Source organism: Companilactobacillus crustorum JCM 15951, assembly GCF_001434585.1.
Taxonomy (GTDB): domain Bacteria; phylum Bacillota; class Bacilli; order Lactobacillales; family Lactobacillaceae; genus Companilactobacillus; species Companilactobacillus crustorum.
The window spans coordinates 1-15,270 of the sequence record NZ_AZDB01000022.1 but is presented as its reverse complement, the minus strand read 5'-3'; the positions used below and the strand labels follow the sequence as shown (position 1 = coordinate 15,270).

General features: G+C 34.9%; 12 protein-coding genes and 1 tRNA gene. 2 read left to right on the top strand and 11 right to left on the bottom strand.

Annotated elements, in window-relative coordinates:
- Genes FD26_RS07085 through FD26_RS07075 form a run of 3 tightly spaced genes read right to left on the bottom strand, consistent with a single transcriptional unit; the run spans position 1 to position 3,647 of the window.
- Positions 1-1,164 (bottom strand): metallophosphoesterase family protein, encoded by a 1,164-nt coding sequence (locus tag FD26_RS07085; RefSeq protein ID WP_057867733.1) that lies wholly within the window; start codon positions 1,162-1,164, stop codon positions 1-3.
- Between the two features lie 59 nt (positions 1,165-1,223).
- Positions 1,224-1,565: a YlbF family regulator gene (locus FD26_RS07080; RefSeq protein ID WP_057867732.1), complete on the bottom strand. Its 342-nt coding sequence runs from the start codon at positions 1,563-1,565 to the stop codon at positions 1,224-1,226.
- 9 nt (positions 1,566-1,574) lie between these two features.
- On the bottom strand, positions 1,575-3,647 hold the full coding sequence (locus FD26_RS07075) for a PBP1A family penicillin-binding protein (protein ID WP_082596252.1): 2,073 nt from the start codon (positions 3,645-3,647) through the stop codon (positions 1,575-1,577).
- 90 nt (positions 3,648-3,737) lie between these two features.
- Between FD26_RS07075 and FD26_RS07070 the strand changes: the two genes are divergently transcribed.
- Positions 3,738-4,640, top strand: a complete 903-nt coding sequence (locus FD26_RS07070; RefSeq protein ID WP_082596251.1) for an RluA family pseudouridine synthase — start codon at positions 3,738-3,740, stop codon at positions 4,638-4,640.
- Positions 4,641-4,723: 83 nt separating this feature from the next.
- Here the strand turns inward: FD26_RS07070 and FD26_RS07065 are convergent, their stop codons facing one another.
- The 8 genes from FD26_RS07065 to FD26_RS07030 all read right to left on the bottom strand — a co-directional run bounded on the left by FD26_RS07065 (position 4,724) and on the right by FD26_RS07030 (position 14,533).
- The gene (locus FD26_RS07065; protein ID WP_057867731.1) at positions 4,724-5,644 is read right to left on the bottom strand and encodes a prenyltransferase; all 921 of its coding nucleotides are present in this window, start codon (positions 5,642-5,644) and stop codon (positions 4,724-4,726) included.
- Positions 5,645-5,656: 12 nt separating this feature from the next.
- Positions 5,657-7,351, bottom strand: a complete 1,695-nt coding sequence (argS, locus tag FD26_RS07060) for an arginine--tRNA ligase (protein ID WP_057867730.1) — start codon at positions 7,349-7,351, stop codon at positions 5,657-5,659.
- Positions 7,352-7,604: 253 nt separating this feature from the next.
- Positions 7,605-8,546: a carbamate kinase gene (gene arcC / locus FD26_RS07055; RefSeq protein WP_057867729.1), complete on the bottom strand. Its 942-nt coding sequence runs from the start codon at positions 8,544-8,546 to the stop codon at positions 7,605-7,607.
- 34 nt (positions 8,547-8,580) lie between these two features.
- Entirely contained in the window at positions 8,581-9,687 is a 1,107-nt protein-coding gene (locus FD26_RS07050; RefSeq protein ID WP_057867728.1) for an aminotransferase, read from the bottom strand.
- Between the two features lie 11 nt (positions 9,688-9,698).
- Positions 9,699-11,111: an arginine-ornithine antiporter gene (arcD, locus tag FD26_RS07045; RefSeq protein ID WP_082596250.1), complete on the bottom strand. Its 1,413-nt coding sequence runs from the start codon at positions 11,109-11,111 to the stop codon at positions 9,699-9,701.
- An 80-nt stretch (positions 11,112-11,191) separates the two neighbouring features.
- Positions 11,192-12,229 (bottom strand): ornithine carbamoyltransferase, encoded by a 1,038-nt coding sequence (argF, locus tag FD26_RS07040; protein WP_057867726.1) that lies wholly within the window; start codon positions 12,227-12,229, stop codon positions 11,192-11,194.
- Positions 12,230-12,291: 62 nt separating this feature from the next.
- Complete coding sequence (gene arcA / locus FD26_RS07035; protein WP_057867725.1) at positions 12,292-13,521, bottom strand: arginine deiminase; 1,230 nt, start codon at positions 13,519-13,521, stop codon at positions 12,292-12,294.
- A gap of 535 nt (positions 13,522-14,056) precedes the next feature.
- Complete coding sequence (locus FD26_RS07030) at positions 14,057-14,533, bottom strand: hypothetical protein (protein WP_057867724.1); 477 nt, start codon at positions 14,531-14,533, stop codon at positions 14,057-14,059.
- Between the two features lie 165 nt (positions 14,534-14,698).
- On the opposite strand from FD26_RS07030, the gene FD26_RS07025 reads away from it, so the two are divergent.
- Positions 14,699-14,769, top strand: a tRNA-Gly gene (locus tag FD26_RS07025).
- The last annotated feature ends 501 nt before the right edge of the window (positions 14,770-15,270 follow it).

The following is a 15,270-nucleotide window of genomic DNA, read 5'->3' as shown; positions in this document are numbered from 1 at the left end:
TTATTCTCCAGTATATTTTTGATTAATTGTATTTTTGATCATTTCCGTTATATGTTCCAAAAAATCTGGTTCATTTATATGATTTCGCACAATGGCAGATGAATACAATTTGCTATCTAAATCTTTAATCTTATTCAAATCAATAATTGACTTTTGCGCTTCATCCCAATATTTTTGGTCAATTTGGGCTAACTGCGGGTTGTCATTGAATTTCAAATAAATTTTATAAAGCACACTCTCTGTTGCTATCTGCTCAAAATGTTGGAGAATTTCATTCCTCTGCAAAGTTTTCAACACATCAGTATCTAATTTTTGAGCATTATTAATAGTTAAAGTAAGCAAAGTATCCGGTGTTCTCAAAAAATCTTTAATTTTATTAATTAATGAATCGACAGTTTCTTCTTCTTTAACATTTAAATTAATCTTATCCCACGTATAAATGCTGCTCTTCACAAATTTAAGGTCCGTAACGCCGTTATCAACTGAAACTAAGTAAAATCCCTTAGGAGATGTTTCATTTTGGTTACGTCCTTGAATATCGCCTGGATAGACGATCAAAGGGTTTTGATTAATAATTTCACGTTTATGAATATGACCTAAGGCCCAATAATCATAACCTTTGCTCAACAAGTCAGAAATTTGAAATGGAGCATAGTTATCATCGCCTACGCCAGCATGTAAAATACCTATCTGATAATCATATTCTCCTCGAGCTGGATAATTCTTTACGATTGCTTGATTAATATGTTGTTGGTCGTAACTAAAGCCAGTGAGGCCGACCTTCTGACCATCTTTACATGTTAATTCTGCGGTTGATACATCTGAACCAAAAACTGTTACATTTTCAGGAAATTTGACCACAGCAAAATTATTGCGGTAATAATCATGATTACCGTAAATTAAATAGACCTTAATATTAGCTTGATTGAGCTTTTCAAATTCGTCCTTCAAAAACATTTGCGCCTTTAATGAACTATCCGTATCATCAAAAATATCGCCTGCTAAAATCACAAAATCAACTTGCTCTGATAACGCAGTTGCAAATAATTTTTTAGCTGCTTGATAAGTTGAATCGTGCAATTTACTTTGAAGTTCCTTTGAAAAATTGCTAACACCAACAAAAGGTGTATCTAAATGTAAATCTGCTGCATGCAAAAACTTCATTCTAAACTCCCCTGTAAAAGAAAAGGACTTGAGCAAATTACTTAAGCCCTAAGTCCTTGTTATTTATCTTGATAAATTTCTGCGATTGGTTTTGAAATGATTTTGTTCAATTCATCCATCATTGAATTCATCTTTTGCTCTTTTTCCATTAAGTTTTGGATTTCGCTGTAATTTGAAAGTTGATCTGTTAATTCGCGCATTGCTTTAATATCATCATCTGAAATTTCTTGACCTTGCATTTGTTTTTGTTGAAGTTCAAATTGTTTGTTTTGAACTTTATCAAAAAGTTTGTAAGCCAAGTCATTGGCCTTAACTGCTTCAAAAGCAAGCTTTAATTCAGCAACTTCTGTTGTCTTTCTTAAATCTTGTTCCAGTTGATTGGCGCTATCATAAATGTTCATATAGTCCTCCTATTGACCAAAAAAGTTCTTAATATTATTGTACCATTCCGTAGCCTTATTTTTAACGTTATTTACTCCATCTTGAATAGATTTAGTAATATCATTGCTACCTGTATCAGTCGTATTATCCTTAGCCAATTTAGCGGCATCTTTTACGCCAAAACTTGTTCCATCTGTGTTAGGCAAAATATTGGTCATCTCGTTTTTAAAGAGCGTCGACATGCCATTTTCATTCGCAGATGTTAAGAAATGATTCTGGTCTGACTTATCAAAGCCCATCCAACTTGCTACGACGACATCAGGCGTATATCCGATCATCCATTGATCTTTAGTTCCAGCATATCCCCATGAATCAGGTACTTCCGTACTACCAGTTTTACCAGCAATCTGATAGCCACTTGGCTTAGCTAACTTACCAGTACCTTCATTATAGACGCCTAGCATCATACTCGTCATTTCTTTAGCTGTATTTTTACTAATAATTTGCTTAGTAGAATGATTAGTATTATTAACAATCACGGTACCAGTCGAATCCACAATCTTGGTAATAAAATGCGTATTAGCTAACTTACCCTCATTGGCAAATGCGGTATAAGCACGAGCCATTTGAATTGGTGAGACACCTGTTTCCAATCCACCTAAAGCAAGAGCTAAGTTTTGATCATTCTTATGAACTTTTATACCAAAGTTTTCCACAGAACTGACACCCTTTTTAACACCAATTTTATCTAATAGAGCTACCGCTGGAACATTTTCACTCTGATAAAGAGCTTTATACATTGGAATATTTTCCGAATATAAGCCATCAGCGTTCGTTGGGGAATACTTATTTTTACCAAAACTTGTAATTTCATTAGGTAATTCTGAATCATAGCTATAGCCATTTTCAATTGCAGGCGTATAAACCGCTAGAGGCTTAATAGTAGATCCAGGTTGACGCTTCATTTGAGTTGCTCGATTAAAACCTCTAAAGGTATGATCTCCACGACCACCAACAACTGCCAAAACGCCCCCATTCTTAGGATCAACCGCCACTGAAGCGCCTTGGACTTTTGTACCATCAGCTGCATTGCCTGGGAATAGATAAATATTGTCAAAGGTATCTTGCATAGAACTCTGCATCTTTTGATCCAAAGTTGTATAAATTTTATAACCTTTGTTTAAAATATCGTCTTCCTTTAAACCATACTTATTAACAGCTTCACTAATAACTGCATCAAAGAAATAGGGATACTTATAAGAACTGCTTACTTCATAATTGTCATTCAAATTAATTGCAGTATTCTTATAATATGAAGCTTGAGCGGTAGTTATTTTTTTATTCTGAGCCATCAAGTCTAATACCAAATTACGGCGAGTTGTCGAATTGGACATGCTATCGATGGGATTATAAAAATTAGGAGCTTTTAAGATTCCTGCTAAAACTGCACCTTCAGCCGGATTCAATTCAGATGCATTCTTACCAAAATATTTCTCAGAAGCATCTTGAACACCCCAAACACCATTACCAAAATAAGCATTATTCAAATACATCGTTAAAATTTCTTTTTTTGAATAAACATGATTAATCTCAATTGATAGGAACAATTCCTCACCTTTACGAGATAAAGTTTGTTTCTGTGTCAAAAGCGAATTTTTAGCCAGCTGTTGCGTTAAAGTACTACCACCACCAGAAATACCATGGTGAATCAAATAACCTAAGGCCGCTCTTAAGTAACCTTTAATACTGAAACCAGGATTAGTCCAAAAAGTTCGATCCTCAGTCGATATAACGGCGTTTTGAATATTCTTAGAAATCTTCCCATAACTAACATAAGTTCCCTTGTTAGCGTATAATTGACCAGCGTTGTCGCCATCTTTATCCATAATAGTTGTTTTTGTCTGCAAAGATGATTGCAGATCTTCAACATTGGATGTTTTTGCTTTGTAAGTCCAATAACTACTTAAAATAAGAATTACTGTTAGTATAATTAAAATTAACCAGCGAGTAATTTGAAATCTCTTCCAATATTTTTTTATAAAAGACCAAGCAACTAGTAATTTGGGTTTAAACCACTCCCAAAAACCATTGTTATTATTCATTATGCAAATACCTCTATATAAAAACAAATTTTATCACATTATTGGACCATTTTTGAAATTACTCTGAAATCTTTAAGGAGCAAATTGTTTATGTATCAAAAAATTATTACTTACCAGCGGGAAAACGACGAAAATTTAACTATTCGTGAACTTCTCAAAAAATGGTTGATACCCAAAAAATGGCAGCATTTTTTTCGTATTCAACAAGATGTTTTAATTAATGGTCAATATCGTTCTTTCAATACGATTGTACGCGATCATGACGTTGTGACCTTAAACTTTAATTTTCCTCCCCGCACCGAACAACACTATTTACCAGGAAAAGATCCGGTTGACGTGGTTTATGAAGATAAAGATATCATTGTTGTCAATAAAGTAGCCGGTAAAAAAACACATCCCAACCTAGCTTCTGAATCGGATTCTTTGATGAACGATGTAGAAACATACCTTAAAGATGATCATCCTTATATGGTTCATCGTATCGACATGGAAACTTCTGGGTTAGTACTGATTTCAAAAACACCATATCTTGTACCCATCTTCAATCGTCAATTGAGCGGCAAAACTTTGCATCGAGAATATCTAGCACTGGTTAATTTAGATCAACCAATTCTACCCTCTGGCACAATTGACCTGCCTATCGGTCAAAATCCAAACGATGTCCGTAAAAGAATGGTTGTCAAAACTGGTTTAAATGCCCTAACAAAATATGAAGTTGTCCAAAAAAATGATAAATATGCTCTTCTAAAATTAAATCTCTTAACTGGTCGAACACATCAATTACGAGTGCATTTGGCCCATAATGGCTGGCCCATCGTTAATGACCCGCTATATAATCCTCATCCTAAAGATGGAAAGTTACTTTTATTTGCTCACAAATTGACCTTTAATCAACCTTTTAGTAAAAATTTAAAAATTATTACAGCAAAATTACCTCAAAATATGTATAATTTAATATGTGCTTATTTAAAAGCAACCAAAAAGCTCACCTAATCCCGACAATTAGGTGAGCTCTTCTTTTATGTTCAGAAAGAAGTTTTAGGAGTGATTTTTTGACTCTTTCTGAGGAGCTGCAATTAAAATACTGACATAACTAATTTAATAATTGCCCCGACAGCAATCAATAAAATATACGTTACGGAGAATTTACCTACAGCTTTAATTACTAAAGGATATGTTTCTGTCTTTACTTGTTTTTTTAAGTAAGGTCGAAATTCATCCCAAATATTTGGATAAAGCAGTACGAGTAATAGTGTAATGTAAGGTACTACTTTTAAAACCGCTAGGATTGGAACTAGCAGGAAGGCTATGGACCAACTAGCTTTAAACAAACTCAAAGCATTGGCTTTCCCTACTTTACTAACCAATGTATGACGACCATTTTTTAAGTCTGCTTCTAGATCACTGGTACCATTGCTTAACTCCGCACATAAGAAGGCGAAAGTATTCGGTAAACTGACTAAGATTACTGAAATGGCAGTGCTAGAATCAAACTTTCCTGTTCCCGCTAGCCCTAGATAGGAGTAGGCTATTGGAATCAGTTGGCTTATGGCAATAGCCACCACGATCTCTCCAAACATAGTGGAGTTCAATGGCTTAGGACCTGCCGAATATGACAACCCGATAATAACGCCAGCGACCCCGATCGCTAAAGTTATCCATCCAGTTTTATATGTCAGAAAAGCCCCAATAATTAATGGAAAAATGGCCAAACCGTACATCCATTTTTTGACTATTGCCAATGATTCACGATTAATACCAATCGTACTAATCTTCTTACGATATTCTTCATCAGTTGAATTCTTATAATCCATATAATTATTATGAAAATTAATGAATAAATGAATAAAGAACACCGCAATAAAACCTAAAACGCCATATAAAATATTAAAAGTTCCATAGTTTAAATAAATAAAAGCAATTGCTAGCAACAACCATGCTAGATCTAACACGGTTGTTTTCATTTCTGATAGTTCGCTAAAAAGTTTTCTATCCAAAATAAATTCACCCTACATTTCTTCAGGAGCCTTAACACCAAGTAATCCAAGTGACATTTGCAATACAATTGAAACTGATTTAACAAGTGAAAGTCTAGCTTTCAAACCTTCATCATCAGCCAAAATCTTGCTGTGTGCATAATATTGGTTAAAGCTCTTAGCCAATTTCAAAACATACTTGGCAACTACTGAAGGTTCATATTCTTTAGCAGCACGTTCTACGACATTTGGGAAGTCTTGCAATAATTTGATTGTATCCCAAGCTTCTGGATCAGTAACTGAAAATTCTTTAGCGTCAGTATAATCAATATCGCCAGCTTTTCTCAAAATACTTAATGCACGTGCATTAGTATATTGAACGTAAGGACCAGTTTCACCTTCAAAACGAACAACTTCTTCCAAATTGAAGTCAAAACTATCGCGACGATCATTCTTCAAATCATGGAAGACAACCGCACCGACACCAACTGCTTCAGCAACGGCATCTTTGTTCTTCAAATCTGGATTCTTTTCTTCGATTTGCTTCTTAGCAAGATCAACGGCATCGTTTAAAACATTGTCTAGCAAGATAACATTACCCTTACGAGTTGAAAGCTTCTTACCGCCAGTTGTGATTAAGCCAAATGGAATATAAACAATATCATCAGCCCAATCGTAGCCCATCTTCTTAAGAACAATCTTAAGTTTAGTAAAGTGTTCTGCTTGTTCAGAGCCAACCACATAAAGTGACTTAACGAAATCAAAAGTATCTTTACGGTACTTAGCAGCAGCTAGGTCACGTGTAATATAAAGCGTAGCCCCATCAGTCTTTTTGATTAGTGCTGGTGAAAGATCATATTCTGAAAGATCAACAATCTCAGCTCCACGACTTTCCTTTAGAAGACCTTTTTCTTCCAATGTATCAACGATGGCATCCATCTTATCATTGTAGAAAGATTCACCAGTGAAATGATCGAATTGAACATCAAGACGATCATAAATTGTTTGGAATTCTTTCAATGAAAGTTCCTTAAACCATGTCCAAAGAGCTAGGGCTTCTTTGTCGCCATCTTCCATCTTCTTAAACCAGGCACGAGCTTCGTCATCTAATTCTGGCTTTTCTTCGGCTTCTTTATGGAAACGAACGTAATACTTCAATAGGTTATTGATTGGATCAGCTTCAACTTCTTCAACTGAACCCCACAATTTATAACCAACGATCAACTTACCAAATTGAGTTCCCCAATCGCCTAAGTGATTGATTTTTACTGGTTGGTAATTTAATTTCTTAATAATTTTGGCAATTGAATTACCAATAACAGTTGAACGTAAATGTCCCATTGACATTGGTTTAGCAATATTAGGTGATGACATATCGATAGGAACGTTACGTCCCTTTCCATCGTCAGCATTACCATAAGCGTCTTTTTTAGTAAGAATTTCATTTAAAACATCATTTGAAAATGATTTCTTATCTAAGAAGAAATTGATATAGGCGCCAGTATTAACAACCTTTTCAAATCCAGTTGTATCAATCTTGCCTACTAGATCCTCTGCAATCATATTAGGTGCTTTGTGCAAAGTCTTAGCTAAAATAAATGTAGGAAAAGCGTAGTCACCAAGATCTGAAGTCTTTGGCTTTTCAATTAATTTAGTAACTTGCTCCTCAGTAATTTCTTCTGGTAAAACTTTGCCTAATGCATCTACTACTTGTTTTTTAAAATCCATATTTTCCTCCTTTGAGATAAAAAAAACGCCTCTTCCAATAAACTTATTGAAAGAGACGAGATTTTCCCGCGGTACCACTCTAATTGATTAATATCCACTCATTACTTGAATTATTTAGTTTTATAAGAAAGGTGCGACTTAATCTTCGAAATAGTCAACTCTCACCAAAACTTGACCTCGCTTTAAATCTCATGATTAATTAATCCTTCTTTTGCACAAGTATAATAGCACATAAAATTACCAATAACAATATTTATTTATGAATAACTGTTCCTTTGTTACCAGCAATAATTTCTTTAACGTCATCTAAGGCACCGATCACAGCAGGCTTGCCAGTTGCTTTAACAAAACTTACCGCTGCCTGAACTTTCGGCATCATACTACCCTTAGCAAATTCGTCGTTATCGATATGCTTTTGAATTTCATCAGCAGTAACGTCAAAAATTTCTTCTTGATTTGGTTTACCAAAATTATAGAAAACTCCACCAACTGAAGTCAAAATAATCAATTGATCAGCATTAACTAATTGAGCAATCTTAGAAGCACCAAAATCTTTATCAATCACGGCTTCTTTACCGATTAGTCTATCCCCGTCTTTAACAACAGGAATACCACCACCACCAGCAACGATTGGAATTACGCCAGCTTTTGAAATAGCTTCAATAGCTGGATATTCGTTAATTTCAACGGGTTTTGGTGATGGAACAACACGACGATATCCACGACCAGCATCTTCAACAATTGTCCAATCTGGATGATCTTTTTGTAAACCAGGAACTTCATTTTCTGTATAGAATGGTCCAATTGGTTTTGTAGGATCACTGAAAGCTGGATCATTTTTATCAACAATCGTTTGAGTAATTAAAGTTACAACTTGTTTATTAATACCATTTTTTAACATAACTTCTTTCATGGCATTTTGGAACCAATAACCGATACTTCCTTCAGTCATTGCTCCACATGTATCCAAAGGCATAGCTGGATTCTTTTCGCTGTCAGCTGCAGCCTGTTGCAACAATAGGTTACCAACCTGAGGACCATTACCATGAGTAATGATCAAGTCTTTATCATTCTTAACGAATTCTACTAGTGATTCGGAAGTCTTCTTAACAGCTGCTTGTTGAGCCTTTGCACTAGCATCCGTACTTAAAATAGCGTTCCCACCTAAAGCAACTACAACACGTTCTTTTGTCATATCAGTTCTCCTCAAAATGAGCGATAAATCGCCTTTAATTAGTTTGCAAATATTCTCCTAAAACTTCTAGACCCTTAGTCAAGGTCTCATGTGGCGCACAATATCCTAAACGAGCATATCCCGGAGTATCAAAGGCTTCACCAGGAACAAGTAGGACCCCAGTGTCCTTCAATAGATCACGGCAGAATTCTAAACTGGATTTCTTAGTTTCTAACTTAACAAATGACGTCGACACCCCATTTGGAAAGACGCAACTAATTTTATCGGTTTTTTCAACCCAATCTTTAAAATATGCTAAATTATCTAACACAATTTTTTTATTACGATCTAAAACTTTATCTTTATTTTCTAAAATTAAACAAGCCATCTGATCGCTGAAAACTCCAGAACAAATCATCGTATAATCACGATATTTTCTGAAAAGATCAGCCAACTCGGAATTAGTAGCTGTCCAACCAACTCTAATTCCCGGCATTGAATAAGTTTTGGATAATGAATTAGTTGAAATACCTTTTTCATATAAATCGACAATTGGTGCAAAATCAACGTTCTTATCAAAAGGCAAGTAAACTTCATCCACCAAAATATAAGCACCGACGCTACGAGCAACTTCAACGACTTGTTCTAAGAACTTCCTATCTAAAATCGTTCCAGTTGGATTATTCGCATTGTTGATACAGATCATCTTAGTATTTGGACGAATCAAACTCTTCAATTCTTCGATATCGGGGTACCAATTCTTATCTTCATGTAACTTCCAGAAGCTAACATCAGCACCCAATGATCTCGGGATATCATAGAGCTGTTGATAACTTGGATAAACACTAATGACGTGGTCTCCTGGTTCGATCAAAGAATAGATTGCCAAAAGGTTGGCTCCAGTGGCACCATTTGTTTGCAGAATATTGTCGGGAGCAACATTCTGATACATTTTGCTAACTTCTTTTTTAAAAGTTGGTGATCCTTCGATCCAACCATAATTCATTTTTTGTTCGTTAAGCTGATTATAAATATCAGCTTGGGTCAATTTTTTAATTTCATCCATTGAAAACGAGGTAATCGTACTCTGAGCTAAGTCATACTTGGCTTCCCGTTCATGAACATTAAGCCACTCTTCAACACCAAATCCTGCTATTTTCATATAAACACTTCCTAGATTTTTATTGAGCCTGTTGCAATCATTACAATACTAATAATTGCTAATGCCACAATAATTATTGACCACATAATTTCTGCTTTAGTTAATTTTCCACCATCAAGATTGTATTCTTTTTTAGCTCGATAATAGAAATAAATTCCTGGTAAATAGCCGATACAAACTAACATTAAGAAATGTAAACCAGCTAAAATAATTGCAATTATCTGAAAAGCTGCCGCAAATATTCCAATCCAGAGTTGTTTTGTATCTTTATTTTGGAGTGAAAATTTAATTTGATACAAACCAACGAAGATATAACACACTACGATAGCTGCTGTACAAAGCGATAATGCAAAGTTATAAGCCTCTGATGAGAATAAGAGGATAACTAGGAAGACTTGAATCAAAGCTGCTGTTAAGACTAATGAGAAAGTTGGTGCCCCATTTTTATTCTTTTTACCAAATGATGAAGGCAACATTTTTTCTTCAGCCATCAACATAGTTGTATCAGCTGGCAACATTGTCCAAGATAGCCAAGAGCCTAAAATAGCAATGACTAAACCAATTCCAATGAAAGCTCCGCCCCATTTTCCAACCATATCTTGGAAAATATAAAGCATAGCTGGTTGATTAATTTTAGCTAATTCATTTTGTGATAAGTAACCATATGGCAAAACTGAAGCCAAAACATAAATTACTAATAAACTGATGATTCCGATAATTGTAGCTTTTCCGGCATCATTCTTATCTTTTGCACGTGATGACAACATGCTGGCACCTTCAACACCAACGAAAACCCACATCATAATCATCAAACATGATCTAAACTGTGTGGCAATATTGCTGCTGCCGGCTACACCAGAAGCCACATTGGACCAAAAGTGAGCTGTAAAAATTCCGCCTTTAAAGACGAATATCCCAACAACAATAAAGGCAAACAATGGGATCAACTTGCAAATTGTGATAATTGTATTCATTGCTGCTGCTGATTCAACGCCACGATTAACAATAAAAGTCAGTGACCAAGAAACGATACTAGCAAAAATCACTGAAGGAATATTTTGTCCGCCTTTGAAAATTGGAAAGAAATAACCTAACGAACTCATTAAAACAGTCGCAAAAGCCACGTTCCCTAACCAAGCTGACAGCCAGTAACCCCAGCCACTAACAAATCCAGCAAAATTTCCAAAACCTACTTGTGCATAGGCTTGAATTCCTTCTGATTCCGGTTGTTTCAAAAGAAGATTATTCAACGACATAGCTAACATCATGATTCCAAAACCAACCACAACCCATGCCAACAAAACTGGACCAGGAGCTGCTCCTGAAGCTAATGAGCTGGTTAAGGTAAATACCCCTGAACCAATGGAACTAGTAACAACTGCCGCTGTCAAAGCTCCTAGTGATAGACCCTTCTTTTCTTCCATATTAATCATTCCTTATATTTTAAAAATTTAGAATGAAAAAAGGGCCAACCATCATGATTAGCCCCATCTTCAATAACTAATTAAACCTTAGGGATGAACAAGTTACCTAGAGTTGCTGCCATAATGGCTTTAATGGAATGCATTCTGTTTTCAGCTTCTTCAAATTGACGTGCATATTTGCTTCTGAAGACTTCATCTGTTACTTCCATTTCACTAAGACCATATTTGTCTTTAATGTCTTGTCCATATTTTGTATTTGTATCATGGAATGCAGGTAAACAATGCATAAAGATAATTTGGTCATCAGGTTGACCAGCCTTTTTAATCATATCCATGTTTACTTGATATGGTTTAAGAAGCTTGATTCTTTCTTCCCATTGACTCTCTTCACCCATTGATACCCATACATCTGTATAGATAACGTTTGTTCCTTTAACACCTTCATCGATGTTGTCAGTGATCATGAACTTGCTACCTGACTTGTCAGCATACTTCTTAGCTGTATCGATAACGCTTTGATCTGGGAACAATTCTTTAGGGGCAACAATGTGGATATTTACACCCAACATTGAACCTGTAACTAAGAAACTGTTGGCCATATTATTACGACCATCACCAACGAATGTCAAAGTCTTACCTTTAATTTCACCAAATGTTTCTTTCATTGTCATGAAATCAGCCAACATTTGTGTTGGGTGCCATTCATCTGTCAAACCATTCCAAACTGGAACGCCTGAGAACTTAGCAAGATCTTCAACAACTTGTTGTGAAAATCCACGGAATTCAATACCATCAAACATGCTACCAAGAACACGTCCTGTATCTTCAACACTTTCCTTCTTACCAAGTTGAATATCGTTTGAACCTAAGAATTCAGGATGTGCACCTAGATCAATTGCAGCCGTTGTAAAAGCTGAACGTGTTCTAGTTGAATTCTTTTCAAATAGTAAGGCAATATTCTTACCTTCTAGATAATGATGTGGAATGCCCTTTTTCTTTAGAGCCTTCAAATGAATTGCAAAATTAATTAAATATTCTAATTCCTCTGGTGTATAGTCTTTTTCTGCTAAAAGACTTCTACCTTGAAATACTGATTCTTCTTTACCCTTATAATCCAATATGATCCCTCCAAATGATGAGTTAGAACTAGTCTAGCACAAAATCTCTAATTAAATTAAAATTATTTTAAGTCTTCACGTACTAATGGCATACTCATGCAACGAGGGCCCCCACGACCACGAGATAATTCACTTGAAATTGTCTCCAAAACTTTCAAGCCGTGTTGTCTTAACATTTCGTTTGAAACATAGTTACGATCGTAAGTAACTACGACACCAGGTGCGATTGCAAGTGTATTTGAACCATCGTTCCATTGTTCTCTAGGTGCAACGATTGGGTCACCATTTCCGGTTGGGATCAAGTCAAGATCATCAAGACCTAGTTCCTTCTTAAGAACCGCTTTCAAATCTTGATTATGTTCATAAGTCAAATCACCATCTTTAGTTGGGTGAATTGTCCATGTATCAATCTTGCCACCTTCGCCAAGGATTCCTGGATGAACTGTAAATTGATCATAATTGATCATTGTAAAGACAGTATCCAAGTGCATCATAGCGTGGTTATGTGGAATCTTGATAGCAATAACTGTATCGTATTTGCTGTCATTGAATAGGTTTCTAGCAATATCTTGAATAGCAGTTGCTGATGTTCTTTGAGAAACACCAATTGCTAAGACATGGTCGCTAAGAACTAATTCGTCTCCACCTTCAATACGGTGAGTATGGTTTCTGTCACGCCATACATGCAAACCTTTGTTGGCAAAACGTGGATGATATTTAATAATTGCTTCCATAAACATTGATTCACGTTGTCTTGCGGCAAAAGTCATATGGTTAATGCTCAAACCGTCACCGATTGAAGCTGCAGGGTCTCGAGTGAAGTAAAGGTTTGGCATTGGATCCATAAAGAATGGATAATCTGAGTCTTCAGCAGCACTGACAAGATCCGTCGGGTGGAAGTCAATGTCGTTTTTACGAACTCCGATCATCAATTGATTTACCATTGCGTGAGTATCAAGACTCATCAAGAATTCTTTCAATGCGTCATGATCTGCACCAACGGCATAGTCTGATTCACGAAGCATCTTTTCTACAAATGCTTCTTTAACATTTCCAGCATCGATAGCTTCGGCTGCTAAATCTTCAAGGTAAAGAACTTCTGTTCCGCTATCTCTCAAGATTTGAGCAAAATTGTCATGCTCTTTTTGGGCAATTGGCAAATATGGGATGTCATCGAACAATAGTCGGGGCATTGTGTCGGGGGTAATGTTTTCAACTTCTCTTCCGGGACGTTTCAACATTACTACATCCAATTTTCCAATCTCTGAAGTAACATGAATTGGCATAGTCATAAAAATCACTCCTTAATTTGTATTCCGTTACCAACACCCACTATATCGGACGGCCATAAGTTTTGCAAGCGATTTCATAAAACGATTTCATTATGAAATATTTTTTAATTTTTTTAGTAAACCTAATCCGCGTTATATCTAGCAAGCAGTTACGCCAATTAAAATTTTTTTAATTTTAAAAAAATCCTTCGAACCACAAAATAACTAATTATANTATAAATATTTTCTGAAATTATTTTTATTTATAAAATATTGCTCATTTTAAAAACTAATTATCTATTAAAAAAAGAGTTACAGCCTTACTATTCTTTTTTCTAAATAAACAACAGACTTAGAATATAAAATAATTTTTTCCACAAAAAAAGACCAGTACGATTACTATACTGGTCTTACTTATTCTTGAAATTTAAGCATCAAGTTATTCTGACTCTTTTAATAATTAATTCAATAAATAACAACTTTAATCTCTGAAACTTGATTATGAAATAATAAAAAAGTTTCGAACAAAGATTATGCTTTTGTTCGAAACTAATTATTATTTAGCGCTCTTTTGAGCTGCTTTAACGGCTTGTTTGTGCGTTCCGTTATATAGCTTCCATTGTTTGCCATCAGAAGTCTTGATTGTTGTTTTACCAACCTTTGTAAAGTTCCAATCAAAGTCAGGTTCCTTGATGATTCTGAAGCCGTCAATCTTAAATTTCTTAGCATTATTCTTGTTAAGAACAATCTTAGCTTTCTTAAAGTCAGTAATAACTTTCTTTGAACCATCTTTATTTACACGAACGAATTGAACAGTCTTGTTATCCTTACCTGTGAAGAAAGTGATGTATTCATTCTTGTTGTCCTTGCTGACACCAACATAATCATGGTTCTTGATTTCACTCTTGGTAATCTTCTTGGCAGAATGTTGCTCTGCTTGTTGACTGCTTTGGTTAGAACAACCAGTAGTTACAGCAGCAAAACCACCCATTAATGAAACAGCGGCTAATATAGTAACCAATGTTTTTTTCATTATAATCTTCTCCTTGATGCAATTTATTGATAGAAATTCATCGTCACTTTTGATTCTATGGTAATGAAAACTAAAAATCAATTTATATTGTAAATTTCTGACGTTTTTTTAAACAAATTTTATCTTTTTAAGAAAAGTTATTGTATAATATATAAGGTGTCAAATGCGAACTTAGTTTAATGGTAAAATACCAGCTTCCCAAGCTAGTGTCGCGAGTTCGATTCTCGTAGTTCGCTTATATAAGTTTCGATACGTTTCGATAACCCCCGAAATGCTGATAAATCAACATTTTATATTTTAAAAGTTTCGATGTATCACAGATAATTATGAGTTTTTGGAGCAGATTTGGAGCAACAAAAAATATGTGAGAGCAAGTATTTATAGTCTTGATTCCTTTAGAATCAAGGCTTTTTTTGTTGTCTTAATTAGCAAAAGAGAAAACGAGAATAATTACGTGGAGCAAGTTACCAGTCTTAATTAACTAGCGATTTTTTGTATCTTTAACTATAAATTTACATACTGGTCAGTTATTATCTTTTCATCCCTAAATATTCCCAAATCAGATCAAAAAATATTCTTATAGAATATTTTTTGATCTATTTTTTTTGCTTTCAAATCTCACTGTTCTCCATTAAACAGAAACATAAGCTTATTTTAACAGCAGTCTCTCTTTCCTATAATTTTTTTAAAAGTAAAACAATTATTGTAATTAAATGGTAGATTGCAAATTTAATCCG